The organism is Micromonospora sp. MW-13 (assembly GCF_003434305.1).
In the GTDB taxonomy this organism is placed as follows: Bacteria; Actinomycetota; Actinomycetes; order Mycobacteriales; family Micromonosporaceae; genus Micromonospora.
The window spans coordinates 85,344-111,725 of record NZ_QKKX01000003.1 but is presented as its reverse complement, the minus strand read 5'-3'; the positions used below and the strand labels follow the sequence as shown (position 1 = coordinate 111,725).

Here is a 26,382-nt window from a genome sequence, read left to right as displayed (position 1 = left end):
GTTGCCGGGCACAACAAACCGCCGTCCCGCCTTCACCCCGAAAGGACCCCGCACATGCGCAAGGGCTTCCTCACCCTCGCCACCGTGGGCGTGCTGGCCGCCGGCGGCACGGCCGCCTGCGGCCCCGGCAGCGCGGAGGCCGGCGGCGGTGACAGAAAGCCGAAGATCGGGGTGATCCTGCCGGACAGCAGGACCAGCGCCCGGTGGGAGGGCGCGGACCGCAGGTACCTGGAGGCGGCGTTCCGGGCCGCCGGGGTCGACTACACCATCCAGAACGCCCAGGGCGACAAGTCCAGCTTCTCCACCATCGCCGACGGGATGCTCACCGCCGGCGTCACCGCGCTGATGATCGTCAACCTGGACTCCGGCACCGGCAGGGCCGTGCTGGACCGGGCGCGGTCGCAGGGCGTCGCCACCATCGACTACGACCGGCTCACCCTGGGCGGCTCGGCCGAGTACTACGTCAGCTTCGACAACAAGGCCGTCGGCAGGCTCCAGGGCGAGGGCCTGAGCCGGTGCCTGGCCGACCAGGGCGCCGAGCACCCGGTGGTGGCGTTCCTCAACGGCTCGCCGACCGACAACAACGCCACCGAGCTGAAGGCCGGATACAACTCGGTGCTCGGACCGAAGTTCACCTCCGGGACGTACGTCAGGGGCCCCGACCAGCCCGTGCCGGACTGGGACAACGCGCAGGCCGGGGTGCTCTTCGAGCAGATGCTCACCCGGACCGAGGGCCGGATCGACGGGGTGCTCGCCGCCAACGACGGCCTCGGCAACGCCGCCATCTCGGTGCTGAAGAAGAACAAGCTCAACGGCAAGGTCCCGGTGACCGGGCAGGACGCCGACGTGCAGGGCCTGCGCAACATCCTCGCCGGCGACCAGTGCATGACCGTGTACAAGGCGATCCGGAAGGAGGCGGACGCCGCCGCCGCGCTGGCCGTGTCGCTGGCCAACGGCGTCCGCCGGGACACCGGCCAGACGGTGCGGGACCCGGAGAGCGGGCGGGACGTGCCGGCCGTGCTGCTGGAGCCGAAGGCGATCTACCAGGAGAACGTCAAGGACGTCGTGGCCGACGGCTACGTCTCCCGGGACAGGCTCTGCACCGACCCGTACGCCGAGCTGTGTGCCGCCGCCGGGATCAGCTGACCCGCCCGCCGACCCTCGTACGGAGGAGACCTGTGTCCGCAACCCCCCTGCTGGAACTGCGCGGGATCGACAAGAGCTTCGGCCCCGTCCAGGTCCTGCGTGACGTCGCCCTGTCCGTTCACGAGGGCGAGGTGACCGCGCTGGTCGGCGACAACGGCGCCGGCAAGTCGACCCTGGTCAAGTGCATCAGCGGCATCCACCCCACCGACTCCGGCGAGTTCCTCTTCGAGGGCCGCCCGGTGAGCGTCAACAGCCCCCGGGACGCCGCCGCCCTGGGCATCGACGTCGTCTACCAGGACCTCGCCCTCTGCGACAACCTCGACATCGTGCAGAACATGTTCCTCGGCCGGGAGCGGAGCAAGGGCCTGGTCCTGGACGAGTCGGCCATGGAGCAGATGGCCGCCGAGACCCTGGCCGGCCTGGGCGTCCGGACGGTGCGGTTCCTGCGCCAGCACGTCGCCAGCCTCTCCGGTGGGCAGCGGCAGACCGTCGCCATCGCCAAGGCGGTGCTCTGGAACAGCCGGCTGGTGATCCTCGACGAGCCGACCGCCGCGCTGGGCGTCGCGCAGACCGCCCAGGTGCTGGAGCTGGTCCGCCGGCTCGCCGACAACGGCCTGGCCGTGGTGCTCATCTCGCACAACATGAACGACGTCTTCGCCATCTCCGACCGGATCGCCGCGCTCTACCTCGGCCAACTGGTCGCCCAGGTGAGGACCACCGACATCACCCACGCCCAGGTGGTCGAGCTGATCACCTCCGGCCGCTCCGGCGCCCTCGGCACGGGATCCGACGCCACCACCTGGGGAGCCGTCCGATGACCGCCACCATCGTCAAGCAGGAAGGGCCGTCGGACGTCGCCCCGAGGCCCTCCGTCGGCAGCCACCTCCGGGACTACCTCGCCCGGCTGCGCGACGGCGACCTGCGCTCGCTGCCGGCCGTGACCGCCCTCGTCCTGCTCTGCCTGGCGTTCGCGATCGTCCGGCCGGTCTTCTTCTCGGCCGCCAACTTCGCCAACCTGTTCACCCAGGGGGCCGCGGTCACCGTGATCGCGATGGGCCTGGTCTTCGTCCTGCTGCTCGGCGAGATCGACCTCTCGGCCGGCGTGGCCAGCGGGGTCTGCGCCACCGTCCTGGCCAAGGTGGTCAGCGACCTGGGCCACCCCTGGTACGTCGCGGTGCTCGCCGCCGTCGCCACCGGAGTCCTCATCGGCCTGACCCTCGGCTTCCTGGTGGCGAAGGTCGGCATCCCGTCCTTCGTGGTGACCCTGGCCGGCTTCCTCGCCTTCCAGGGCGTGGTGCTGCTGCTGATGCGGGAGGGCACCAACATCGCGATCAACGACGAGGTGATCATCGCAATCGAGAACCGGTGGGTGCCGCCCCCGATCGGCTGGTTGCTGGCGGGGGTCGCGGTCGCCGGGTACGCCGGCACGCAACTCCTGCGACACCGCGACCGGACGGCCCGGGGGCTGGTCACCGAGCCGGTCGCCGTGGTCGCCGGCCGGGTCGCGGCGCTGGCCCTGGTCCTCGGTCCCGCCGTGTACGTGTTCAACCAGGAGCGCAGCATCAACCCGCTGATCAGCTCCAACAAGGGCATGCCGATCGTGGTGCCGCTCATCGCCGTCCTGCTGGTCTTCTGGACCTTCGTGCTCGACCGCACCGCGTACGGCCGGCACCTGCTGGCCGTGGGCGGCAACCGGGAGGCCGCCCGGCGCGCCGGCATCAACGTCGACCGGATCCGGATCTCCGCCTTCGTCGTCTGCTCCGCGATGGCGGCGGTCGGCGGCATCATCGCGGCCAGCCGGGACAGGTCGGTGGACCCGAACACCGGGGGCAGTAACGTGCTGCTCTACGCGGTCGGAGCGGCCGTGATCGGCGGCACCAGCCTTTTCGGCGGCAAGGGTCGCATGATCAACGCGGTGCTGGGTGGGGCGGTGGTAGCGGTGATCATCAACGGGATGGGTCTGCTCGATCTGAGCTCCGGCCTCAAGTACCTCTTCACCGGACTGGTGCTGATGCTGGCCGCCGGGGTGGACGCGCTGTCCCGCCGACGGTCCGCCGCCACCGGCGCCCGCTGACGACGTGCGACACGGAGTGCCGGTGGCGATGCGCGCAGGACCCAGCCAGGACGAGATCCGTCGGCAGAACCTCGGTGCTTTGCTGCGCTACGTGCACGTCCACGGCGCGACGACCCGCGCCGAGCTGACCACCGTGCTCGGGCTCAACCGCAGCACCATCGGCGCGCTGACCGCCGACCTGGCCGGCGCCGGCCTGGTCAGCGAGGGCACGCCGCGGGAGACCGGCCGGGCCGGCCGGCCGTCGCTGGTCGTCCGGCCGGAGGCGGAGCGGGTGTACGCGTACGCGTACAGCGTGGAGGTGGACCGGCTGCGGGCCGCACGGGTCGGCCTGGGCGGCGCGGTCCTCGACCGCCGGGAGCTGGACCGGCCCCGCAACCTGCTGGCCGAGGAGGCCGCGCCGCTGCTGGCCGGGGCGCTCAAGGAGATGCACCCGGCGGTGCCGGCCGGCGCGGTCTGCGTCGGGGTCGGGGTGGCGGTCTGCGGCATGGTCCGCCGCGACGACGGCCTGGTCCGGCTGAGCCCGCCCACCGGCTGGGTGGACGAGCCGATCGGCGCGGCGCTGGCCGCCGAGCTGGGCATCGACGTGCCTATCACGGTCGGCAACGTGGCGGACGCGGCGGCCTTCGCGGAGCACGCCCGGGGCGTCGCCGCCGGCTGCGAGAACATCATCTACCTGTACGGGGACGTCGGCGTCGGCGCCGGCATCATCGCCGGCGGCCGGCGGCTCACCGGGCACGGCGGGTACGGCGGTGAGGTCGGCCACATGGTGGTGGTCCGGGACGGGACCCGCTGCGAGTGCGGCTCCCGGGGCTGCTGGGAGACCGAGATCGGCGAGCACGCGCTGCTGCGGGCCGCCGGCCGGCACGACGCCCGGGGCCGGGACGCGCTGCTGGCCGTCTTCGACGCCGCCGGCCGGGGCGACGCCCGGGCCCAGACGGCGGTCCGCCAGGCCGGCGACTGGCTCGGCTTCGGCGTGGCCAACCTGGTGAACATCTTCAACCCCGAGATGGTCATCTTCGGCGGCACCATGCGTGACCTGTACCTGGCCTCGGCGGCCCAGGTGCGCAGCCGGCTCAACTCGATCGGGCTGTCGGCCTGCCTGGAGCACGTCCGGCTGCGCACCCCGAAGCTGGGCGCCGACGCGGCCCTGGTCGGTGCGGCCGAGCTGGCCTTCGAGCGGCTGCTAGCCGACCCCCTCGACGCCGGCTGACCGGTCCCCTCCGCCCGGCGGCCTGACCCGGGCGGCGCGGCTGCGTACCCTGTCCGACGTGGACGTCGAGCTGCGCGCCTCCGACGACGACCGGCACCGGGTGATCGCCGAGCTGCAACGGCACACCTCGGCGGGCCGGCTCAACCTGGACGAGTTCTCCGAGCGGGTCGCGGTGGTCTGGTCCGCCCGCACCCTCGGCGACCTGGCCGCGGTGACCCGGGACCTGCCGGTCGAGCCGGCCCCCGCCGGACCATCCGCCGAACACGGCCGGCGGGACCTGCTGGTCGTCTTCGCGGTCGCCGTCGCCACCCTGCTCCTGCTCGGCCTGCTGATGGCCCTCAGCCGCTGACCCGTCGCCGCCCGCGTCCTGCGCCGCACCTGACCGGCCCGCCGGTCCGCCGCCGCCCGTCGTCCCGGCGGGGCCCCTGCCGGCCCGGTGCCTCAGCCGTGCCAGGAGCGCCAGAGGGCGGCGTAGGGGCCGCCCGCCGCGACCAGCTCGTCGTGCGATCCCAGCTCGGTGATCCGGCCGTCCTCCACCACCGCCACCCGGTCGGCGTCGTGCGCGGAGAAGAGCCGGTGGGCGATGGCGACGACCGTGCGGCCCTCCAGCACGGCGGCCAGGGAGCGCTCCAGGTGCCGGGCGGCCCGGGGGTCGATCAGCGAGGTCGCCTCGTCCAGGACCAGGGTGTGCGGGTCGGCCAGCACGAGCCGGGCCAGCGCGAGCTGCTGGGCCTGCGCCGGGGAGAGCGCGTGCCCGCCCGCGCCGACCACGGTGTCGAGGCCCTGCGGCAGCGCGTCCGCCCAGTCCAGGGCGTCCACCGCGGCCAGCGCCGAGCGGACCCGGGCCGGGTCGGCGTCGGGGCGGACCATCGCCACGTTGTCGGCGAGCGTGCCGATGAAGACGTGGTGCTCCTGGGTGACCAGCGCGACGTGGGTGCGCAGTTCCGCCAGGGGCAGCCCGTCCAGCGGCCGGCCGTCCACGGTCACCGACCCGGCGCGCGGGGCGTGCACCCCGGCGAGCAGCCGGCCCAGGGTGGACTTGCCCGCCCCGGACGGCCCGACGATGGCCAGCTTCTCCCCCGGCTCGGGCACCAGGGTCACGCCGTGCAGCACGTCCCGGCCCTCCCGGTAGGCGTACCGGACGTCTCGGGCGGCGAGCCGGGGAGCCGCCGGGCCACCGTCCGCGGCCGGCCGTGGGGATTCGCCGGCGGGGGCCGGGCCCGGGTCGTCGGCGGCGGCCACCCCGAGCAGCCGGGCCATCGAGGCGCCACCCACCTGCAACTCGTCCAGCCAGGAGAGCAGCCGGTCGACCGGGTCCACGAGCTGCTGGGCGTAGAGGGTGGCCGCGGTGACCTGGCCGAGGCTGACCCAACCCTCCAGGTAGAACCAGCCGCCGACGACCAGGGTGGCGACCACCGGCACCACGTACCCGAGCTCGGCGACCGGGAAGAAGACGGTACGCAGCCCGAGGGTGTACCGCTCGGCGGCGTACGACCGGCGGATGTCGGCGGCGCTGCGGGCCTGGCGGCGGGCCTGCTGGCGCAGCGCCTCCGTGGTCCGCGACCCCTCGACGGTCTCGCTGATCCCGTCGGTGATGTCGGAGTACGCGGCGTTCTCCCGCAGGTAGCCGGCCGGGGCGCGGCGCAGGTACCACCGGGTGCCGGCCCACAGGATCGGCACCGCGAGCAGGCTCGGCAGCACGAGCAGCGGCCCGGTGAACAGCAGCGCGGCGACGACGAACACGACGGTGACCAGCGCGATCAGGGTCTCCGGCACCGCGAACCGGACCGTCCTGGACAGCGCGGAGACGTCCCGGGACGCCCGGGTGAGCAGGTCGCCGGTGCCGGCCCGCTCCACCGTGGACAGCGGCAGGGCGAGCAGCCGGTCGACGAACTCCTCGCGCAGCTCGGCGAGCACCCCCTCGCCGAGCCGGGCCGACGCCAGGTGGGCGAACCGCACCAGCACCGACTGGGCCACCACGAAACCGCCGATGGCCAGGGCGATCCGGTCCACCGTGACGGTCGAGGTGCCCCGGGAGATGCCCTCCACCAGGTCGCCGAGCAGTCGCGGCGCGACCAGCCCGGCCGCCGCGGCCAGCGCGTGCAGGGCGAGCGCGGTGGCCAGGGCGCGGGGGTGGCGGCGGACCAGGGCGCGGGCGTACCGGCGGACCTGGTCGGCGTCGGCGACCGGCAGCGCGGCGGTCATCAGCTCTCCCCCCGGCTCACCGTGGCCGCGTAGCGCGGCTCGGTGCGCAGCAGTTCCTCGTGCGGCCCCTCGGCCATCACCTTGCCGTCCGCCACGAAGACCACGTGCTCGGCGCGGCCCAGCACCAGCGGGCTGGTGGTGCAGACCAGGGTGGTCCGGCCCCGCCGGGCCGGGCCGAGCCGCGCGGCGATCCGCGCCTCGGTGTGCGCGTCCACCGCGCTCGTCGGCTCGACCAGCACCAGCGTCTCCGGGTCGGCGACCAGCGCCCGGGCCAGCCGCAGCCGCTGCTGCTGGCCGCCGGAGAACTCCCGGCCCCGCTCGGCGACCCGGCCGTCCAGCCCGTCGGGCAGTGCGTCGACGATGTCGGTCGCGCTCGCCGCGTCCAGCGCCGCGAGGATCGTCGCCGGGTCGGCCGCGTCGTGCGGGTCCAGCTCCGCCCGCAGCGGGCCGGTGAACAGGTGCGCGTCGTTGTCGGCCACCAGGATCCGCTCGCGCACCGCCGCCAGCGCCACCTCCCGCAGCGGTACGCCGTGCAGCGTCACGTCCGCGTCGACGTACCGGCCGAGCCGGTCGGCGATCGCGGCGGCGTCCTCGGGCGCGGCGGCGACCAGCGCGGTGAGCCGGCCGGCCGGCACGACCAGCCCCGACTCGGCGTCCACCAGCTCGCCGGGGCCGGCCGGCAGGGCCGCCGGGCGGGCCGGGTCGACCAGCTCGGGGGTGAGCCGCAGCAGCCGGACCACCCGGCGGGCCGCCACGTGCCCCCGGGTCAGCCGGTCCACCGCCTCGGTGAGGTTACGCAGCGGGCTGACCAGGAACGCGGTGTAGCCGTAGAAGGCGACGAGCTGGCCGGCGGTGATCTCTCCGCGCAGCGCGAACCGGGCGCCCAGCCAGGTGACCAGCACCAGGAACGCGCCGGGCAGCAGGATCTGGGTCGCCTCCAGCAGCGACTCCACCCGGGCCACCCGCAGCCCGTCGGCGCGCAACTCCTGGGACCGAGCCCGGTACCGGGTCGACAGCACCGGCTCGCCGCCGACGCCGCGCACCACCCGCAGCCCGGAGACGATGTCGCCGGCCCGGGCGGTCAGCTCCCCCTCCGAGTCCCGGTACGCCTGCTGCCGGTGGTGCAGCGGCCGGATGAGCAGCCCCACCACGGCCATCAGCAACGGCACCCCGAGCACGACGACGAGGCCGAGCGGCACCGACGCGGAGAGCAGGATCACCGCCACCGTGGCGATGGCGACCAGCGATCCGGTGCCCCGGGCGGTGATGTCGATCGCGTGGCCGATCTGGCCGATGTCGGCCGTACCGATGCTGACCACCTCGCCCCCCGCGACCCGGCGGGACAGCGCGGCCCCCAGCCGGTTCGCCGCGCCGACGGTGACCTGCACCGTCCGGTACGCGCCGCCCAGCCAGTTGTGCAGCGCGCACCGGTGCCGCAGCACGCCCGCGCCGGCCTGGAGCACGCCCAGCCCGAGCAGGGCCAGCCCCCAGGTGACCAGGGCGCCCTGGTCGCGGTGGGTGAGGCCGGCGTCCACGGCCCGGCCGACGGTGGCCGGCATCAGGGCCTGGGCGACCATCCAGACCACGCCGAGGCCGATGGCGGCGAAGAAGAGCAACGGTTGCCGACCGGCCAGCCACACCAGGTATCGGGCCGCCGAACGGTCGTCGGGTACGCCGGGATCGCCGGCCGGTTCGAAGCGCATGACCCGCCGACGTTAGGCCGTGAGAAAGCGGTTGCGCCAACGCATTTTCGCTGTTCAGAATCGCCCGGCCGAAGGGCCGGACTCGCGCCCGCCCCTCCGCAGAAACGAGGCATGCCTTCCGGACCGGAAGTGCAGACCCCTCACCGATCTCGCCCGATTGCGGCGAGGAAGTCCCGTGCGGCGGTGCCCACCGGGCAACGCGGAACGCGGCAGACCCGGCAGCAACCGTCCGGGCCAGGCCGGTGGTGACGCAGGACCGTGCGGGCGGTCAGCGCGAGGCGGTTACGGATCTGGGCCAGGGACAGGAACGGCGCGGTCACCGGGTCAGCCCGACCAACGAGGCCAGTCGCGCCACCCCGGCCGGGACCGGGCCAGCAGAAGCCACGGCCTCGATCACGGTACGGGCCGTCGGACGGTGACGAATCTCGGCCGGCGCGGTCCGTTCGGCGTCGACCAGGGCGCGCCCCGCCCGGAGCAGGTCACCGACGTGCAGGTACGCCCGTGCGGCGTCCAGCAGGTGAGCGGCCCGGTGCTCGACCGGCAGCAGCGCCCACCCACTCGCGCTGACGACCTTCTCGTGCCCGGTGACCGCTGCACCACCGTCGCCCAGATCGACCGCCGCTGCCACCCGCGCCAACTCGACGCTCGTGGGTCCGAAGCTCGTCCGGTGATGGTCCTGGCCGTCGCCGACCCATTCGGCGATGTCGCCGGTCTGGTCGAGCAGCTCCCCCACGCTGCGCGCGTCACCACAGCTCGCAGCGGCGAGAGCAGCCTCGACCAACAGCGTCCCGCACAGCGCCAGCTCCTGCGGCGGACCGTCATGGGGCACCGCCGGTGCGATCCGGTGTGCGGCGGCGATCGTCACCGCCATAGCCAAACGGCCCCGCCCGGCGGCGCGCAGCGCCTGCCCCAGGGGGATCGCGGCGACCGCTGCCAGTGGCGGGTCACCGGTGGCCACCGCCATCGCCCGGTCGGCGGCCAACCAGGCCAGGTCGGCTTCCCCCAGCTTCACCAGCATCGACGCCGTGATCCGGTACACCTGGACCAGCAGGCCCCCCGCACCCGCCGCCTCGCCCTCGGTCGCGTGGGCGCGCTGGGCGTCGCCGAGCAGGCCCGGCAGCATCCGCACCAACTGCGGGTAGTGCGCGTGCTGGTAGCTCAGCCAGGCGTGCGCCACCTGTCGACCCAGATCGGCTACCGGCGGCGTCGGCCGAGGATCCGGTCCGGTCAGGAGGGTGTCGTAACGGGCGAGCGCAGCCCGCACCCTGTCCACGCCTTCGTCGAGCGCACCGACCGCCGCTGCGGGCCGGGCGTCTCCACCGGCCAGCACCGACGCGTCCACCCGCAGCACCCCGGCGACGTCCTGGATGACGGAGAACCGGTCCAGTGCGCGGACACCCCGCTCTATCTTGTCCACCCAGCTCTTCGACTTGCCGAGCTGGTCGGCCAACATCTGCTGCGTCATCCGCCGTCGCACCCGCCACCGTGCCACCCGCCGGCCTATCGGCTCATCATCCGGTCGCAGATCACTCATAGTGCCCAGCCCAAAAGCGGCGGCGCAGCGCACTGATGGGTGCCCACATCGGCAGGGTCGTCACGAAGCATCACCGACGATTTGTGCGTAGTAATCACGTCTCTCGACTCCCTGTCGGCGCTCGTCACACGGGTGCGGTCGACCGCAGCGACACAGGCCCAGCTCCGCAGCCTCGTGGGCCGCCAGCAGCACGTCAGCCGTCTCGACCTGCTCGCGGGCGTACTCGGTCAGCGCCTTGAGGTCACGGATCGCGCCCATGGTCATGCGGCCGGGGGGAGCCACACCGGCAGGTGACGACGCCAGCCGAGTGCGTCGGGCGGCAGATTCTCGAAGGCGGAAAGCATGCCCGCAGAATTGCGCCGGCGCCCCTCGGCAGCCATGTCGACGGCTCATGTCACGGCGACATGAGCCGGCTCGACCTGCGCCGTTCCCCGCCCTAAGCTGCGAGTCGAACACCATGAGTAGTCGGATCACCACGTTGGGAGCTCGCCGTTGCTCGATCCGCTTCATATTCCGAGCCACCTGTGGGCGGACAGGACGGTGCGGGCAGCTCTCGATGCCCGTGACATCGGAGCGTTGTTCCGACACGTCAGCCGCTTGACCCACGCGAGTCAGACCCGCATCGGCGCCGCCGTCGGACTTGAGCAGGGCTACGTCAGCCGCATCATGGCGGGACGGAAGGTGACCTCCATCGACGTGCTGGAACGCATCGCCGATGGTTGCCGAATGCCCGACGAGGCACGCATGGCATTGGGACTGGCACCCCGCCAACGCTCATTTCCCCAAGACATGGCCAACTTTGTCCACCAGCGGCAGTGTGATCCGCCGGTCACCCGGTCCTGGCGCGCGGACGTCAGCGCAGCCGCACAGCTCTGGGAAGGCGAAGTGAACCGTCGAGACGTGATCCGCCAGGTGGCCTTCAGCTCCGCCGGCTACACCCTGCCAGCGCTCCGGTGGTTCACCGTGCCCCCACCGCAGGACGTGGGCCAATCTGGTCGCCGCAGCGTCGGTCAGCCCGACATCGACACCATCCGTGAGATGACCGCGACCTACCGGCGACTGGACAACCAGTACGGAGGCGGCCACGCGCGCAAGACAGTGACCCGCTACCTGCACCAGGAGATCACTCCGCTGCTGACCGAGGGCCACTACGATCCCCCCACAGGTCGGCGGCTGCTCAGCGCCGTCGCGGAGTTGACCCAGCTCGCCGGCTGGCAGGCGTACGACACGGCCGATCACGGGGCCGCCCAGCGACACCTCACCCTCGCGCTGAATCTCGCCCACGCGGCGGGCGATTCCGTTCTCGGAGCGGAGATCCTCGCCGCCATGAGTCACCAGGCGACCTACCTCGGTCACACCGGGGCCGGCGTCGATCTCGCCCGTGCGGCGGGACAGACCGCAAACCTCGCCGGCGTCACGGTCCTGACCGCCGAGGCGTTCGTCATGGAGGCACACGCCCACGCGTCCGCGCACAACGAAAGCGCCTGCGCCCACGCACTGCACCAGGCGGAACGAACCCTCGACCGGGCTGACCGCAGCAGCGCCCCTCGGTGGTTGGGCTACTTCGACGAGGCATACCTGTCGGCCAAGTTCGGCCACTGCTTCACCGCGCTCGGCAAGCCCACCCAGGCAGAACGCTTCGCCGTCCGGTCGCTGAGGATGGACGAGAGCTACGTACGCGGCAAAGCCTTCAACCTCGCCCTGCTCGCCACCGTTCAGGTACAGCGAAACGAACCGGATCGTGCCTGCGCCATCGGCGCGGAAGCGCTGACCTTGACCTCGCAGCTCCGGTCGGCCCGCGCCGCAGGTTATCTGTACGACCTACGAACCCAACTCGCGCCCCATCGCCGCAGGCCCGCCGTACGCCACTTCATCCACCAGGTCGACGCCACCCTCGGACCTCGGCGGGACGGCTACAACTCACCCCGCGCCTGACGTGCCGTCAACTCCAGCACGGCGATCACGGTGCCGGCTCCGACAATCTCCCCCTGCTCCACGAGCACCCGAGCCTCGACCAGCGGCATCCAGGCGACCCGTTCCGCTTCGTTCACATCCACCGGAGCTCCCGTGTGCTCCGCCCCTCGGGCGAGGAACAGCAGGTTCTTCGCATCCGCCGTGGCGACCCACGGCTGGAACGACAGCAGCGGCTCGACCTCATACGGCCGCCAGCCGGTCTCCTCCTCGACCTCGCGCACCGCGCACCGCGCCGGCTCCTCCTCGCCGTCGACATACCCGCCGGGAAGTTCCCACACCCACTGGTCGAACACGAACCGGTGCCGCCGCATCAACAACAGCCGCTGCTGGTCGTCCAGGACGGCGACCATCGCAGACAGGGGAGCCCGGATCACGTACTGCTCGAACCGGACACCGTCCGGCAGTTCCACGTCGGCGATACTCAGCCAAGCACGCCGGCTGTCATCCACAATCCGCTCGCCATGGATCGTCCACCGGGTCAGCCCGTTTGTCTCCTGGTCCGCCATCCCGCCAGTATCAGCCATCCCCACGCGGACTCAGGTGGGCCCTTGATCCCATGGACGACGCCGCCTGACGAGGTGGGGTCACAGGGTAGCCCCACGGTTGCTCGACGGTCAGCGGTCGACCTGGGTGAAGTCCCACGAGTGCGGCGGGCGGGCGACCAGCGTCGCGGGCGGGTCGGGCAGCGGCCGAGGGCTGCTGCGCCACTTCGAGATCACCACCACCCGGTGGTCGGTCGAGCTGAACACCTCGCTGGACAGGTGCAGCGGGTCGTGCTCGAACTCGGGCAGGGCGGTGTCGCAGACCCAGGTGATCAGGTCGGCGAAGCCGTACGCCTCCGCCCGCGCCTCCCACATCCGTACGATCATGTCGTCGCTCCCCTCGCCGCCGTCACACGCTGACCGTGGTCAGCGGCAGGGACGAGTCGGCCGGCAGGTCGAGCCGGCTCGGCGCCACCCCGGCGGCGACCAGGTGCGAGCCGAGCGCGGCCACCATCGCCCCGTTGTCGGTGCACAGCTTCGGCCGGGGCACCCGGACCCGGATGCCCAGCTTGGCCGCCCGGTCCTCGGCGAGCACCCGCAGCCGGGAGTTCGCCGCCACCCCTCCGCCGATCACCAGCGTGTCGACCCCGTGGGCCCGGCAGGCGGCCAGCGCCTTCGTGGTGAGCACGTCGCAGACCGCCTCCTGGAACGACGCGGCCACGTCGGCCACCGGCACCGGCTCGCCGGCCCGCTGCCGGGCCTCCACCCAGCGGGCCACCGCCGTCTTCAGCCCGGAGAACGAGAAGTCGTACCGGTGTGCGGCGAGGTCCTTGGCGGCGGTGAGCCCGCGCGGGAAGCCGATGGCGGCGGCGTCACCGGCCCGGGCCTCCCGGTCGATGTACGGCCCGCCGGGGAACGGCAGGCCGAGCAGCCGGGCCACCTTGTCGAACGCCTCACCGGCCGCGTCGTCGATGGTCGCGCCCAGCGGGGTGACCCCCCGGGCCAGGTCGTCGACGAGCAGCAGGGACGAGTGCCCGCCGGAGACCAGCAGCGCGATCGCCGGCTCGGGCAGCGGGCCGTGTTCGAGGGTGTCCACGGCGACGTGCGCGGCGAGATGGTTCACCCCGTACACCGGCTTCTCGGCGGCCAGCGCGTACCCCTTGGCGGCGGCCACGCCGACCAGCAGCGCGCCGGCCAGCCCCGGGCCGGAGGTCACCGCGATGGCGTCGATGTCGGCGATGGTCACCCCCGCCTCCTTCAGCGCCCGGTCCATGGTCGGCACGATCGCCTCCAGGTGGGCCCGGCTGGCCACCTCGGGCACCACGCCGCCGAACCGGGCGTGCTCCTCGACGCTGGAGGCCAGCGCGTCGGCGAGCAGGGTGTGCCCGCGTACGATGCCGACCCCGGTCTCGTCGCAGGAGGTCTCGATGCCGAGGATCAGCGGTTCGTCAGCCATGTCTCCTCAGTCCTGCTCGCGCCGCATGACCAGCGCGTCGGTGTTGCTCGGTTGGTAGTAGCCGCGACGCACCCCGATCGGCTCGAAGCCGTACGCCGCGTAGAGCCGCTGGGCCGGGGCGTTGTCGGCCGCGACCTCCAGCAGCGTGCTCCGCGCCCCCCGGCGGGCGGCCTCGGCGAGCAGCGCCTCCAGCAGGGCCCGGCCCACGCCGCGCCGCTGGGCGTCCCGGCGGACCGCGATGTTCTGCACCCACGCCTCGTCCGGAGCGGCCACGGTCAGCCCGGCGTAGCCGAGCACCTTCCCGGCGCGGACGGGGGTCGTGGCATTGGCGGCGGTCATGGCGGTCGCAGCGCCGGTGAGGTCCGTGGCGCCGGTGGAGTCGGTGGCGTCCCCGGCATCGGTGGCGACCAGGTAGAAGTGGCCGTTGGCCAGCTCGTTCCAGAACATCGCCGGCGACCACTGCTCGACGCCGAACAGGTCCGCCTCGATCGGCAGCACCTCGTCGATGTGCCACCAGCGGAACGGTTCCAGCCGCACCCCAGCGGGGTTCACGGCAGGACCGGTTTGCGGGCGGTGGCCGCCACGGCGTCCGGGCGGCGCAGGTACAGCGGGGTGAGCGGCTCACCGGGCGCGCCGGCCCGGATCCGCTCGGCCGCCAGCTCGGCCAGCACGATCGGGTCCGGGTAGCGGGGCTCGGCCCGCAGCGGCAGGTCGAACACCTCGGCGTACCGGTGCGCGCCGTCGCCGGCCGCCACGGTGACCCCCAGGTCGCGGGCGCGCCGTGCGGCGACCGCCGGGGTGTCCACGTCCGGGCCGGCGATCCGCTGCCCCGCACCGTCGTAGACCGCCCAGTAGACCTCCCGGCGGCGGGCGTCGCTGGCCACCAGGACCGGCTCGCCGGCCGCCACCGGGTGGCCGATCCCGTCGAGCGAGCAGACGCCGTACGCGGGGACTCCCAGCACCTGGGCCATGGTGGCGGCGGTGACCAGCCCCACCCGCAGCCCGGTGAACGGGCCGGGGCCGAGCCCCGCCACGATCGCGGCCAGGTCGGCGGGGCGGCCGTCGACCTCGGCGAGGACCGCGTCGACCTGCGGCGCGAGCAGCTCGCCGTGCGCGCGGGCATCGACGGTGCGGCGCTGCGCCCGCGCCGTCACGCCGTCGGCCGAGACCTCCACCAGCGCCGCGGTCACCGCGGGGGTCGAGGAGTCCAGCACCAGTACGAGCACGAACGCCACCCTAACCGCCCCGCCGCTCCCCCCGGCGACCCCCCGCCGACCCCCACCCCTGCCCCACCCCGCCCCACCCCCGGCGGGGCAGGGCAGGGTGGGGGTGGGTCAGTTTGGGGCTCGGAGGACTCGGAGGAAGGGGAAGAGGAGCCAGGGGCGGGGGCCGCGGAGGGTGAGCTTGCCGGCGAGCACCGTACGGACCCGGCTGACCCGGCCGAACAGCATCAGGTTGAGCGCCGCCGGGTCGAACCGGACCCGGGCGTCCGGCGGGGTGCCCGGAGCGGCGACCGTTACCACCCCCCGGTGCAGGACGAGGGTGATGTCGGCGCAGTACGCGGATCGGAACTCGACGGTGATCGGGCGTTCCCGGGGCGGCTCGTCGTTGTCGAGCAGGTGTCCGTAGCCGGCGCGGAGCACGCCGACCAGGAAGACCTCGAAGAAGAGCACGGCCTCCGATCCGGGCATCTTCCATGGCCGGCCAGTCGCTCGGGCGATGTCCCAGCCGTGCACGAGCAGCTCGTTGACCAGGTGGCCGAAGAGACCGGCGAGGGGCGCGCGGGCGTCGCCGAACCAGCTGAGCAGCTCGTCCGGGCGGCGGTCGGCGGTGACCCGGAGGATCTTGTCCACGTCGGCCCGAAGCTGGTCCAGCAGCGGCCGGGGCGACCGGTCGGTCAGGTGCCGCAGTATCAGGTCGTTGACATCGGCGATGGTGTCCACTGTGACGGTCGGAAGCTGGGCGGCGAGGCCGGGAATCGGCAGCGGCGGATGGTCGGGGTCGAGTTTGGTCGCGTACCACCAGGCGACCGAGACCAGGTGGACGAGGGTGTCGGAGACCGACCAGTGCGCGGTCACCATGGTGTCCGGCCGGTCGACCGCCTCGACCAGCCGGACGAACCGGCCAGTGGCCCGCTCCAGCGCCTCCCGGGCCGTCTGCCACTGCCGGGGGGTGATGGTCGCCGTCGTCGCCATGGGACGCCTCCGATCGCGGAGCCACCGGGTCCCGCGAAGTCTATAGCGGACAGTCACCACCGCGTCACTTCACCCGTGCCCTGCTCCGGCCGGCCGGCCGGCGGCCACCGCACGGAGGCTCGGGCTGCGGACCGGTTCGCGTACCGGCGGCCCAGGAGGCCGGGACGGTACGGCCCACGGCCAGGACGCCGGCCCCGCAGGCCAGGCCGCCAGGACGGCGCAGCCACACCGCCAGGCCGGGGCCGGCACCGGGGCCGGTCGTCCGTTGCGACGGCGACCGAATCCGGTGCGGCGCGGATCGGTGCGGCGCGAGCCGGCTCAGCCGGCGGACCGCTCCCAGTCGATCGTGGGCAGGCCGGCGTCGGCGAGGGCCTTGTTGGTCGCGCTGAACGGGCGGCTGCCCAGGAAGCCGCGCGGATTCATCGGGCTGGGGTGGCCGGCCTCCAGCACCACGTGCTGCGGGTTGGTGACCAGGGCGGCCTTCTTGCGGGCGTACCCGCCCCAGAGCAGGAAGACGACCCGCTGGTCGAGGGCGTCGAGGGCGCGGATCGTGGCGTCGGTGAACTCCTCCCACCCCTTGTTGGCGTGCGAGCCGGGGGTCGCCTGCCGGACGGTCAGCACCGAGTTCAGCAACAGCACGCCCTGCGCCGCCCAGCCGTCGAGGTTGCCGCCGCGCGGCTTCGCCACACCCAGGTCCTCGCTCAGCTCCTTGAAGACGTTACGCAGCGACGGCGGGACCGACACCCCCTCGCGGACGCTGAAGCTCAGCCCGTGCGCCTGCCCGGCCTTGTGGTACGGGTCCTGACCGAGGATCAGCACCCGGCACTCCTGCGGCCCGCACAGCCGGTAGGCGGAGAACAGGTCCTCGACCGGCGGGAACACGGTCTGGGCGGCATACTCCCCGGCGACGAACTCGGCCAACGTGGCGGTGCGGGCCGGGTCGAGGTGCGGGGTGAGTGCGGCGCGCCACTCGTCGGGCAGCAGCGCGAGCAGGTCGAGGGCGGGGGCGTCGTCGGGCATCGGCAACCTTTCGCAGTCAGTCGGTCGGTCCCCTTCCTACCAGCCCCGTCCGACACCCCGACACGGGAGGACGGGCTCCCGTCGGTGACCGTCAACGGGCACCGGGAGCAAGAACCCGGAAAGGGGTCAGGGCAGGGTGGCGACGCGGGCGGGCCAGTCGCCGCCGACCGGGTCCAGCTCGACCACCCGGGTGTCGTCGTCGCGCCGGTCGATCCGGACCCACAGGTGGGCGTCGACGAGCTGCTCGACCAGCCCCTCCCCCCACTCGACCACGGTGACCGAGTCGTCCACGGAGGCGTCCAGGTCGAGGTCGTCGATCTCCGCGCGCGGATCTGCGGCGTCCCCGAGCCGGTACGCGTCCGCGTGTACCAGCGCCACCGCGCCACCGCGCGCCGGGTCCGGGCGGTGCACCCGGGCGATCACGAAGGTCGGTGAGGTGATGTCGCCCCGTACCCCGAGGCCCGCCCCGATGCCCTGGGTCAGCGCGGTCTTGCCGGCGCCGAGCGGACCGGTGAGCAGCAGCAGGTCGCCGGCGCGCAGCACGCCGGCCAGCCGCCGGCCGAACGCGTGGGTGTCCTCGATCGTCGGCAGCGTGACGACGACGCTCACCGCGCCACCCCCGGCGGCACGACGACACCCGGCGACCAGGGGCCGCTCCTGCCGGCGCTCACAGCGCCGCCAGGAAGTGTTCCAGGGCGGCGTCGACCTCGTCGGCGTGCTCCAGCATCACCACGTGCCCACTGTCGTGGATCTTGAGAAACTCGGCGTGCGGCAGCCGCCGGACGATCTCCTCCGAGTGCGTCACGGGCGTGATCATGTCCTTGTCGCCGACCACCACCAGCACCGGGGTGCCGGCCAACGCCGCCAGCGCCGGGAACCGGGAGTGGGTGGCCAGGGTGCGCAGGTAGCGGGTGACCGTGTCGGCCGAGGTGCGCGAGTTCATCTCCTCGACGTACGACACCAGGGCCGGGCTCGGCTTCGGGGTGCCGAAGCCGTACTGGCGGGTGAGCAGCCAGGCGACGTTCGAGACCGACTTGCGGGCCCTGTCGATCGCCGTGCCGCCGTACCGGGTGGCGTTGCTCATCATGTAGAGCACCGGCGAGCCGACCCGCCCGAGCAGGGCCGGGGCCACCAGCCTCGTCTCGGCCAGCAGCCCGCCGGAGGTGGCCATCAGCACCGTGCCGACGACCCGGTCGCCGAACAGCTCCGGGTACAGCTCGGCGAACGCCATGATGGTCATCCCGCCCATCGAGTGGCCGACCAGCACCAGCGGCCCCTCCGGGGTGGTCCGGTCGATCACCCGGCGCAGCGTTCGACCGAGCGCGGCGAGGTCGTACTCACCGCTCTCCAGCCGCCCCGACCGGCCGTGGCCCGGCTGGTCGTACGCGACGATCCGGTAGTCGCCCCGCTCGGCGAGCATCTTGCGCTGGAAGTGGAAGGTGCCCATGTCCAGGCAGAAGCCGTGCACCAGCACCACCGTCGGATGCCCGGCGACGGGGCGGGTCGGCTCGACCACCTCGACGTGGATGTCGGTGCCGTCGGCCAGTTCCAGCCGGAACGCCTCGTCGTACCGCTGCGCGCCGAAGACCTCGTCGGCGTACGGGTCGGCGGGATCGGTCTTGAGCCGGCGGACCAGGACGCGTTCGCTCACCACGCCCGCCGCGAGGCCGGCGGCGGCCACGCCGACCGCGGCCCCGAGCACGCCGGCGACCCGGCCCGCGGCGGTGCGCGGCCGGGGGACGCGGAACCTGGTCACGCCGCCGGCCCGGTCACGGCCGCTCGCCGTCGTAGACGCGGGGCACCCGGACCCCGCCGAACCGGGTGACGATCTCGTAGTTGATGGTGCCGGCCGCGTCCGCCCAGTCGTCGGCGGTCGGCTCGCCGTCGGTGCCGGGGCCGAACAGGGTCACCACGTCACCGGCGGCCACCGGGTCGTCGCCGCAGTCGACCACGAACTGGTCCATGCAGACCCGGCCGGAGACGGACCGCCGCTTGCCGGCGAGCTGCACCGGGCCGCCGTTCGAGGCGTGCCGGGGCACCCCGTCGGCGTAGCCGAGCGGCACCACGGCCAGGTTGGCGTCGCTCTCGGTGAGGTAGGTGTGGCCGTACGAGACGCCGCTGCCCGCCGGGACCCGCTTGGTGAGCATGACCCGGGCCCGGGCGGTCATCGCCGGGCGCAGCCCGAACCGCTCGCCGGCCACCGGGGAGAGCCCGTAGACCGCGACCCCGGGCCGGACCAGGTCGAAGTGGGTGTCGGAGCGGGTCAGGGTGGCGGCGGAGTTGGCCAGGTGCCGGTAGCGCGGGCGCAACCCGGCCCGCTCGACCATGTCCAGCCCCTCGTGGAAGACGGCGAGCTGGCGGTCGATGGTGGGGTGGCCGGGCAGGTCCGCGTACACGAAGTGGCTCCACACGCCGACCACCTCGACCAGGCCGTCGGCCTGGGCCTTCGCGGCGGCCTCCAGCAGCGCCGGCCAGTCGGCCACGGTGGCCCCGCCGCGCGCCAGCCCGGTGTCGATCTTCAGGTGCAGCCGGGCCGGGCGGTCCGCCCGCCGGCTCGCCTCGACCATCTCGTCGAGCTGGGGCAGGCTCGCGGCGGCCAGGTCCACCCCGGCGGCGACGCCCTCGTGCAGCCGCAGTCCCGGGGCGAGCAGCCAGGCCAGCACGGGCGCGGTGAGTCCGGCCCGGCGCAGGGTCAGCGCCTCGTCCAGGGTGCAGACGCCGAGCCAGTCGGCCCCGGCGTCGAGCGCCGCGCGGGCCGAGGGGACCATGCCGTGGCCGTACCCGTCGGCCTTGACCACCGCCATCACCTCGGCGCTGGTCCCGGCCCGCAGCCGCGTCACGTTCTCCCGGATCGCGTCAAGATCAACCCGCACCTCGGACTGCCACATGCCCCCAGCCTACTGACCGCGGTGATCAACCCGGGGCGGAGCCGCCCGGAACGGCGCGGCGGCGGCCCGAGGTCAGGGCAGCCGGGCGACGACCGGGCGGAGGGCGGCGGCCACGTCGGGCGCGGTCACCGGCCCGCCGCGGGCCGCCTCCCGGCCGGCCAGCCCGTGCAGGTACGCCGCCGCGACGGCCGCCCGCTCCGGGGCCAGCCCGGCGGCCAGCAGCGAGCCGAGCAGCCCGGCGAGCACGTCGCCCGTGCCCCCGGTGGCCAGCGCGGGGGTGCCGGTCGGGTTGACGTACGCCCGACCGTCGGGGGTGGCGACGATCGTGCGGTCCCCCTTGAGCAGGACCACCGCGTTCATCCAGGCGGCCAGCCGCAGTGCCGCCCCGGCCCGGTCGGCCCCGGGCTCCTCGCCGCAGAGCCGGCCGAACTCGCGGTCGTGCGGGGTGACCACGATCGGGGCGTCCCGCTTGCGCAGCCGGTCCGCCATCGACCCGTCGACCAGCAGGGTCAGCGCGTCGGCGTCGAGCACCACCGGCACCGGGGCGGCGAGCACCGCGCGCAGCTCGGCCGCCGCCTCCTCGCCGGAGCCGAGGCCGGAGCCGCAGACCCACGCCTGCACCCGGCCGGCGTCGGCGACCCGCCCGCTGGCGATCACCGAGGGGTGCTCGCGCAGCACGTCGGCGCGGGCGCTGCCGGCGTACCGGACCAGGCCGGTCGGCCCGGCGAGCGCGCCGCCGACGGAGAGCACCGCCGCCCCCGGGTACGCCGCCGAGCCGGTCGCCAGGCCGACCACGCCCCGGGTGTACTTCTCCGAGGCCGGGCCCAGCTCCGGCCACCACCGCCCGACGTCGGACCACTCGGTGACCCGCAGCGCGGGGGTGCCGCGCAGCCAGGGCCCCAGCCCGATGTCGACCAGCTCGACCTGGCCGGCCAGCGCCGCTGCCGGGCCGACCACCAGCGCCGGCTTCAACGCGCCGAACGTCACCGTCACGTCGGCGCGGACCGCGTTCGGCCGGCCGGACGCGGCCGGCGGCACGTGACCGGTGTCGACGGCGACCCCGCTCGGGGTGTCCACGGCGACCACGGCGGCCCGCACGCCGTCCCGGCCGCGCAGCCCGGGCAGCCCGGCGGCGAGCCGGTCGGCCGCCTCGCGCAGCCCGCCGGTGCCGCCGATCCCGACGATCCCGTCCAGCACCAGGTCCACCTGTGCGGGCGGGCGGTCCACCAGCCGGCCCCCGGCGGCGCGCAACGCGGCCAGCCCCTCGGCGTGCGCCCGCCCGGGGGCGAGCAGCAGGGCCGAGACGGCCGCGCCCCGGCGGGCCAACCGCTGTCCGGCGTACAGGGCGTCGCCGCCGTTGTCGCCGCTGCCGACCAGCAGCAGCACCCGGGCGCCGTACACCCCGCCCCGGTCGGCGAGCAGCAGCGCGCAGCGGCGGGCCAGCCCCGCGGCGGCCCGCTGCATCAGCGTTCCGGCGGGGAGGGTGGCCATCAGCCCGGCCTCCGCCGCCCGTACGTCCGCGACCCGCCACACCGGTTTCATGCCGTCCCGTCCGTCCTTGCCTGTCCCGTCGGTACCCTGTGCCGTCCCTGCCGGGCCCGTCCGCGCCCTGTGCCGTCGGTGCCGGCCCGTCCCTGCCCTGCGCCGTCCGGGGCCGTCCGTCCGGGGCGGTCCACCCTCGGCCCGGTCGATCGCCCCGCCGGGTGCGCCCGGCGGTCGGTCACCGTTCCGCGACCACCATCGCCGACGCGATCCCCCCGTCGTGCGACAACGACAGATGCCAGCGGTTGACCCCCCGTTCGGCCGCCGCCGCCGCGACGGTGCCGGACACGGTCAGCCGGGGCCGGCCGTCCGGGTCGGGCACGACCTCGCAGTCGTGCCAGCTCAAACCGGCCGGCGCGCCGAGCGCCTTGGCCACCGCCTCCTTGGCGGCGAACCGGGCGGCCATCGACTCGGATGAGCGCGGACTGCCGGCGGCGGTGTGGCGCTCGGCCTCGGTGAACAGCCGGTCGGCGAGCAGCGGCGCCCGCGCCAGCGCCTTGGCGAACCGCTCGACCAGGACGACGTCGATGCCGACAGCGACGATCACCGCCTCACCCTACCGGCGCAAGCGGTCGCAGATTAGCCACCGGTTCGACTGTGGGCAACGCCTGTGGACAACCCGGGGGTACGCCCAACACCCGTTGTCCACAGGGCGTGCCGGCCGGCACCGGGGCCACCTAACGTCGGGGGCCGTCGCCCGTCGGCGTCGGAACCGGGGGTGGTCGTCGTTGCGCCGTCGCCCGTCGACGGCACCGAGCCGGAGGAGTGCGCCGATGCGCGATGAGCCGTTCACCGTCCGCCCCGAGCTGCTGCGGGAGGTGGCCGGGACGCTCGACGCCGACGCGTACCGGCTGGGGCACGGGTTGGCCGGGGTGCCCGGCCTGGTGGTGCCGGCGCCCGGATGGCGGTCGGCGCCCGCCCTGGCCGCCCTGGAGTCGGCGGTGCACGCGTGGTGCGGCGGGCTCGGCGCACGGGTGGCCGCCGCCGCACAGGCGTTGTCCACCGCCGCCGAAGGCTACGAGGCGGCCGACGAGCGGGCGGCCCGCCGGCTGACGGTCCTGCCCCGGTGAGCGCGTCGGCGAGGCACGCGTCGGAGAGGCACGCCGGCACGCCGGGTGCCTCCGCCGGGATCGGCGGCTACGCCCGACTGTGGGCGGCCGACCCGGCCGGCTGGGCGGCTGCCGGGACGGCCTGGCGGGGCCTGACCGGGCTGGTCGACCGGCGGTCGGCCGAGCTGGCCGGTGCGGCCGGGGCGCTGCGCGCCGGATGGACGGGAGCCGCCGCCGGTGCGGCCGGCGGGCGGATCGCCGCCTTCCGGGCCGATTTGGCCGCCCTCGCGCCGGCGCTGATCGAGGCCGACCAGGTGCTCACCGAGCTGGCCGGGCGGCTGAGCCGGGCCAGGGCCGGGCTGGCCGAGGCCGTCGCCCTGGCCGAGGCCGGCGGGGTGCGCATCGACCGGCGGGGGCGGGTGAGCGCGGACCCGGCGGGGGCCCGGCCTGGGGCGCCCGCCCCGCCGGTGGCGCGGGTGGCCGCCGCCGTGACCGCCGCCCTCGCGCTGGCCGACGGGGCCGACCGGGAGGCGGCTGGCCGGCTCGACGAACTGACCGCGGCGGCCCGTGCGGGCTGGGTGGCCCCGCCCCCGCCCTGGCGTCCGGCGCCCGGCGCCGACCCGTCGACCGTCCGGTCCTGGTGGGCCGGGCTCACCCCGGCCCAGCGCCGCTGGCTGGTGGCCCGTGAGCCGGACCTGGTCGGCCGGCTCGACGGGGTGCCGGCGGCGGCGCGGGACCAGGCGAACCGGCTGCTGGTCGACCGGCGGCGGGAGGTGCTGCTGGCCGAGCGGCGGCGGTTGCTGGGCCGGTGGCCGCACGGGCCGGTGGAGACGGCCGGGCTGGCGCGGGTGGGGGCGACCCTGGCCGGCCTGGACGCGCTGACCGCCCGGCTGGCCGGCGGCGGACAGCCCCGCGCGTACCTGCTGGGGCTCGACCCGGGCGGCGAGGGCCGGGCGATCGTGGCACTGGGCGACCCGGACCGGGCCGACCGGGTGCTGACGTACGTCCCGGGGATGACCGCCGGCCTCGCCGACGCCACCGGGGAACTGGGCCGGGCGGGCCGGGTGCAGGCCCGGTGCGCGGCGCTGGACCCGACGGGGGCGACGGCGGCGGTGCTCTGGCTGGACTACGACGCGCCGGACTTCCTGCACGAGGCCGTCCTGCCCGACCAGGCGCGGGACGCCGGCCCGGCGCTGCACCGCTTCCAGGAGGGGCTGCGGGCCACCCACGACGGCCCGCCGGCCCGGCAGACGGTGCTCGGGCACAGCTACGGCTCGCTGGTCGTGGGCAGCGCCGCCCGGGACCACGGTCTCGCGGCCGACGCGCTGGTGTTCGTGGGCTCCCCCGGGGTGGGTGTGGACCGGGCCGACGGGCTGCGCCTGCCCTCGGGCGAGGTCTGGGCGAGCACCGCGCCGGACGACGCGATCCGGCTGGCCCCTGCCCCGGACGAGCTGCCCCGCCGGGTGCTGCGCGGGCTCAGCCCGCTGGCGGCGGTGCTGACCGCCCGGGACGACCACGAGTTGTGGTTCGGGCACGACCCGGCCGACCCGGGCTTCGGCGGCCGGACCTTTCCCAGCGGCCGGTACGGCCACACCGGCTACTGGGAGCACGGCAATCCGGCGCTGGACGGCATGGCCCGCGTCGTCCTGGGCCGGTGACGGGTGACGCGGCGTGCCCCGGGAGACGCGGCGGCCCCCTGCCGGCGGCGGGCGGAGGGGGCCGGTGCCGGCGGGCGGCTACTCGACGGTGACGGACTTCGCCAGGTTGCGGGGCTGGTCGACGTCGTGGCCCCGGGCGGCGGCGATCTCCGCCGCGAGCACCTGCAACGGCACGGTGGTCACCAGCGGGGCGAGCAGCGTCGGCGTACGCGGCACGCGGATCAGGTGGTCCGCGTAGCGGACCACGGCCTCGTCGCCCTCCTCGGCGATCACGATCGTCCGGGCGCCCCGGGCGCGGACCTCCTGGATGTTGGAGACGACCTTGTCGTGCAGCATGCCCCGGCCGACTGGCGACGGCACGATGCAGATCACCGGGGTGCCCTGGTCGATCAGGGCGATCGGGCCGTGCTTCAGCTCGCCGGCGGCGAACCCCTCGGCGTGCATGTACGCCAGCTCCTTGAGCTTGAGCGCGCCCTCCAGGGCCACCGGGTAGCCGACGTGCCGGCCGATGAAGAGCACCGTGGGCTCGCTCCGGATCTCCCGGGCCAGCTCGCGCACCGGCTCGATCCGGTCCAGCAGCTCGCGCAGCTTGGCGGGCATCTGGTGGAGTTGGTCCACCACGGCGGCCACCTCGTCGGCGAACTTGATCCCGCGCACCTGGGCCAGGTGCAGCCCGATCAGGTAACAGGCCACGAGCTGGGTGAGGAACGCCTTGGTGGAGGCGACGGCGATCTCCGGCCCGCCGTGGGTGTAGAGGACGGCGTCGGACTCGCGCGGGATGGTCGAGCCGTTGGTGTTGCAGATGGCCAGCACCCGGGCCTTCTGCTCCTTGGCGTGCCGCAGCGCCATCAGGGTGTCCATGGTCTCGCCGGACTGCGAGATCACCACGATCAGGGTGGACCGGTCGAGCACCGGGTCGCGATAGCGGAACTCGCTGGCCAGCTCCACCTCGCAGGGGATCCGGGTCCAGTGCTCGATGGCGTACTTGGCGACCAGGCCGGAGTGGTAGGCGGTCCCGCAGGCGACGATGAAGATCTTGTCCACGTCGCGCAGGTCCTGGTCGCTGAGGCGGACCTCGTCGAGCATGATCTCGCCGCTCTCGGTGAGCCGGCCGAGCAGGGTGTCGGCGACGGCCTGCGGCTGCTCCTCGATCTCCTTGAGCATGAACCAGTCGTAGCCACCCTTCTCGGCTGCCGAGGAGTCCCAGTCGACGTGGAAGTCCTTGCCGGTCGCCGGTCGGCCGGCGAAGTCGGTGATCTCGACGGCGTCGGGGGTGATCAGGACGATCTGGTCCTGGCCCAGCTCGATCGCGTCGCGGGTGTGCTCGATGAACGCGGCGACGTCGCTGGCGAGGTAGTTCTCCCCGTCGCCCCGACCCACCACCAGGGGGGAGTTGCGCCGGGCGCCGACCACCGCGCCGGGCACGGCGGCGTCGACGGCGAGCAGCGTGAACGCCCCTTCGAGGCGCTGGCAGACCGCGCGCATCGCGGCGGCGAGCAGCCCCGGCCCGTCCGGCTCCCCGGCGGCGCGCAGGTCGGCCAGCGCGGCGGAGAGCAGGTGGGCGGCGCACTCGGTGTCGGTGTCGCTGCTGAACTGGACGCCGGCGTCCTCCAGCTCGGTGCGGAGCTTGGCGAAGTTCTCGATGATGCCGTTGTGGATCACGGCGACCCGGCCGTCGGGGGCGAGGTGCGGGTGGGCGTTGCGGTCGGTGGGGCCGCCGTGGGTGGCCCAGCGGGTGTGGCCGATGCCGGTGGTGCCGTCGCCGATGCCGATCGGGCTGGCGGCGCAGCCCTCGGGGTCGACGGCGGCGCGCTCGGCCAGCACCTTCTCCAGGTTGGCCAGCTTGCCCGCCTTCTTCTCGGTCAGCAGCTCGTCCTCGCACACGACGGCCACGCCGGCCGAGTCGTAGCCGCGGTACTCCAGGCGGCGCAAGCCGTCGAGCACGATGCCGAGCGCCGGGCGCGCGCCGGCGTAACCCACGATTCCACACATGACCCGCAGCCTAACCCAGTTTCGCTCATCTCGTGTGCGCGGAAGCCGGGTAAACAAGCACTGGATTTGAGCGAACGGGTGAGGCGTGGCGGTCTCGGGAACGAAACTCCCCCACCTCTGGGCCCCCTGTTCCGGCCGGACGGCGCCCACCAGCAGGGGCCCGCCGGGCGGACCGGACGCGTACATTGAGGGCCTCCTCGCGGGGAGCCGGTCTCGGTAACGGTCCCCGGCGTACCCGTTCCCTCCGCGGCCAC

General features: G+C 74.5%; 25 protein-coding genes. 8 read left to right on the top strand and 17 right to left on the bottom strand.

Annotated elements, in window-relative coordinates; all coding sequences use genetic code 11:
- Positions 1-54: 54 nt before the first annotated feature.
- From C5N14_RS02485 to C5N14_RS02465, 5 genes are read left to right on the top strand one after another with little or no spacing between them, the layout of a single operon-like run.
- Entirely contained in the window at positions 55-1,146 is a 1,092-nt protein-coding gene (locus C5N14_RS02485) for a sugar ABC transporter substrate-binding protein (protein WP_117665166.1), read from the top strand.
- 32 nt (positions 1,147-1,178) lie between these two features.
- On the top strand, positions 1,179-1,964 hold the full coding sequence (locus C5N14_RS02480) for an ATP-binding cassette domain-containing protein (protein ID WP_117665165.1): 786 nt from the start codon (positions 1,179-1,181) through the stop codon (positions 1,962-1,964).
- A complete protein-coding gene (locus tag C5N14_RS02475) occupies positions 1,961-3,220 on the top strand; it encodes a sugar ABC transporter permease (RefSeq protein ID WP_117665164.1) in 1,260 nt (419 codons plus the stop codon). Before C5N14_RS02480 ends, C5N14_RS02475 begins: the two co-directional genes overlap by 4 nt.
- 28 nt (positions 3,221-3,248) lie before the next feature.
- Complete coding sequence (locus tag C5N14_RS02470) at positions 3,249-4,430, top strand: ROK family protein (protein WP_117665199.1); 1,182 nt, start codon at positions 3,249-3,251, stop codon at positions 4,428-4,430.
- Positions 4,431-4,488: 58 nt separating this feature from the next.
- Complete coding sequence (locus C5N14_RS02465; RefSeq protein ID WP_117665163.1) at positions 4,489-4,779, top strand: DUF1707 domain-containing protein; 291 nt, start codon at positions 4,489-4,491, stop codon at positions 4,777-4,779.
- Between the two features lie 92 nt (positions 4,780-4,871).
- On the opposite strand, the gene C5N14_RS02460 is transcribed toward C5N14_RS02465, so the two are convergent.
- The 4 genes from C5N14_RS02460 to C5N14_RS02440 form a co-directional block, all read right to left on the bottom strand.
- The gene (locus tag C5N14_RS02460; RefSeq protein WP_117665162.1) at positions 4,872-6,635 is read right to left on the bottom strand and encodes an ABC transporter ATP-binding protein; all 1,764 of its coding nucleotides are present in this window, start codon (positions 6,633-6,635) and stop codon (positions 4,872-4,874) included.
- Entirely contained in the window at positions 6,635-8,338 is a 1,704-nt protein-coding gene (locus C5N14_RS02455; protein WP_117665161.1) for an ABC transporter ATP-binding protein, read from the bottom strand. Before C5N14_RS02455 ends, C5N14_RS02460 begins: the two co-directional genes overlap by 1 nt.
- 316 nt (positions 8,339-8,654) lie before the next feature.
- Positions 8,655-9,872, bottom strand: a complete 1,218-nt coding sequence (locus C5N14_RS02445) for a helix-turn-helix domain-containing protein (RefSeq protein WP_117665159.1) — start codon at positions 9,870-9,872, stop codon at positions 8,655-8,657.
- A 60-nt stretch (positions 9,873-9,932) separates the two neighbouring features.
- Positions 9,933-10,136 carry a hypothetical protein gene (locus C5N14_RS02440; protein WP_117665158.1) on the bottom strand — a complete coding sequence of 68 codons (204 nt, stop codon included), beginning with the start codon at positions 10,134-10,136 and terminating at the stop codon, positions 9,933-9,935.
- Positions 10,137-10,364: 228 nt separating this feature from the next.
- On the opposite strand from C5N14_RS02440, the gene C5N14_RS02435 reads away from it, so the two are divergent.
- Positions 10,365-11,807: a helix-turn-helix domain-containing protein gene (locus C5N14_RS02435; protein ID WP_117665157.1), complete on the top strand. Its 1,443-nt coding sequence runs from the start codon at positions 10,365-10,367 to the stop codon at positions 11,805-11,807.
- Here the strand turns inward: C5N14_RS02435 and C5N14_RS02430 are convergent.
- From C5N14_RS02430 to C5N14_RS02375, 12 genes are all read right to left on the bottom strand, one after another.
- Entirely contained in the window at positions 11,786-12,352 is a 567-nt protein-coding gene (locus tag C5N14_RS02430) for an NUDIX hydrolase (RefSeq protein ID WP_117665156.1), read from the bottom strand. The two genes, C5N14_RS02435 and C5N14_RS02430, sit on opposite strands and share 22 nt — an antisense overlap.
- A 108-nt stretch (positions 12,353-12,460) precedes the next feature.
- Positions 12,461-12,715: a hypothetical protein gene (locus C5N14_RS02425; RefSeq protein ID WP_117665155.1), complete on the bottom strand. Its 255-nt coding sequence runs from the start codon at positions 12,713-12,715 to the stop codon at positions 12,461-12,463.
- Between the two features lie 22 nt (positions 12,716-12,737).
- Positions 12,738-13,784, bottom strand: coding sequence for a tRNA (adenosine(37)-N6)-threonylcarbamoyltransferase complex transferase subunit TsaD (gene tsaD / locus C5N14_RS02420; RefSeq protein WP_117665154.1), 1,047 nt, complete (start codon positions 13,782-13,784; stop codon positions 12,738-12,740).
- Positions 13,785-13,790: 6 nt separating this feature from the next.
- On the bottom strand, positions 13,791-14,336 hold the full coding sequence (gene rimI, locus C5N14_RS02415) for a ribosomal protein S18-alanine N-acetyltransferase (RefSeq protein ID WP_243639069.1): 546 nt from the start codon (positions 14,334-14,336) through the stop codon (positions 13,791-13,793).
- Positions 14,333-15,010, bottom strand: coding sequence for a tRNA (adenosine(37)-N6)-threonylcarbamoyltransferase complex dimerization subunit type 1 TsaB (gene tsaB / locus C5N14_RS02410; RefSeq protein ID WP_117665198.1), 678 nt, complete (start codon positions 15,008-15,010; stop codon positions 14,333-14,335). The genes rimI and tsaB overlap by 4 nt, the downstream gene beginning before the upstream one ends.
- Positions 15,011-15,118: 108 nt before the next feature.
- Positions 15,119-15,979, bottom strand: a complete 861-nt coding sequence (locus C5N14_RS02405) for a maleylpyruvate isomerase family mycothiol-dependent enzyme (RefSeq protein ID WP_117665152.1) — start codon at positions 15,977-15,979, stop codon at positions 15,119-15,121.
- A 318-nt stretch (positions 15,980-16,297) separates the two neighbouring features.
- Complete coding sequence (gene ung, locus C5N14_RS02400) at positions 16,298-16,999, bottom strand: uracil-DNA glycosylase (protein WP_117665151.1); 702 nt, start codon at positions 16,997-16,999, stop codon at positions 16,298-16,300.
- A gap of 126 nt (positions 17,000-17,125) precedes the next feature.
- Positions 17,126-17,608, bottom strand: coding sequence for a tRNA (adenosine(37)-N6)-threonylcarbamoyltransferase complex ATPase subunit type 1 TsaE (gene tsaE, locus C5N14_RS02395; protein ID WP_117665150.1), 483 nt, complete (start codon positions 17,606-17,608; stop codon positions 17,126-17,128).
- A gap of 58 nt (positions 17,609-17,666) precedes the next feature.
- The gene (locus tag C5N14_RS02390; protein WP_117665149.1) at positions 17,667-18,755 is read right to left on the bottom strand and encodes an alpha/beta fold hydrolase; all 1,089 of its coding nucleotides are present in this window, start codon (positions 18,753-18,755) and stop codon (positions 17,667-17,669) included.
- Positions 18,756-18,768: 13 nt separating this feature from the next.
- Positions 18,769-19,887 carry an alanine racemase gene (alr, locus tag C5N14_RS02385; RefSeq protein ID WP_117665148.1) on the bottom strand — a complete coding sequence of 373 codons (1,119 nt, stop codon included), beginning with the start codon at positions 19,885-19,887 and terminating at the stop codon, positions 18,769-18,771.
- Between the two features lie 72 nt (positions 19,888-19,959).
- Positions 19,960-21,429, bottom strand: a complete 1,470-nt coding sequence (locus C5N14_RS02380) for an NAD(P)H-hydrate dehydratase (protein WP_117665147.1) — start codon at positions 21,427-21,429, stop codon at positions 19,960-19,962.
- A gap of 178 nt (positions 21,430-21,607) precedes the next feature.
- Complete coding sequence (locus C5N14_RS02375) at positions 21,608-21,976, bottom strand: holo-ACP synthase (protein ID WP_117665146.1); 369 nt, start codon at positions 21,974-21,976, stop codon at positions 21,608-21,610.
- Positions 21,977-22,202: 226 nt separating this feature from the next.
- On the opposite strand from C5N14_RS02375, the gene C5N14_RS02370 reads away from it, so the two are divergent.
- On the top strand, positions 22,203-22,499 hold the full coding sequence (locus C5N14_RS02370) for a type VII secretion target (protein ID WP_117665145.1): 297 nt from the start codon (positions 22,203-22,205) through the stop codon (positions 22,497-22,499).
- Entirely contained in the window at positions 22,496-24,136 is a 1,641-nt protein-coding gene (locus C5N14_RS33920) for an alpha/beta hydrolase (RefSeq protein ID WP_305792057.1), read from the top strand. The genes C5N14_RS02370 and C5N14_RS33920 overlap by 4 nt, the downstream gene beginning before the upstream one ends.
- A 78-nt stretch (positions 24,137-24,214) precedes the next feature.
- On the opposite strand, the gene glmS is transcribed toward C5N14_RS33920, so the two are convergent.
- On the bottom strand, positions 24,215-26,128 hold the full coding sequence (gene glmS, locus C5N14_RS02360; protein WP_117665144.1) for a glutamine--fructose-6-phosphate transaminase (isomerizing): 1,914 nt from the start codon (positions 26,126-26,128) through the stop codon (positions 24,215-24,217).
- Positions 26,129-26,382: the final 254 nt, after the last annotated feature.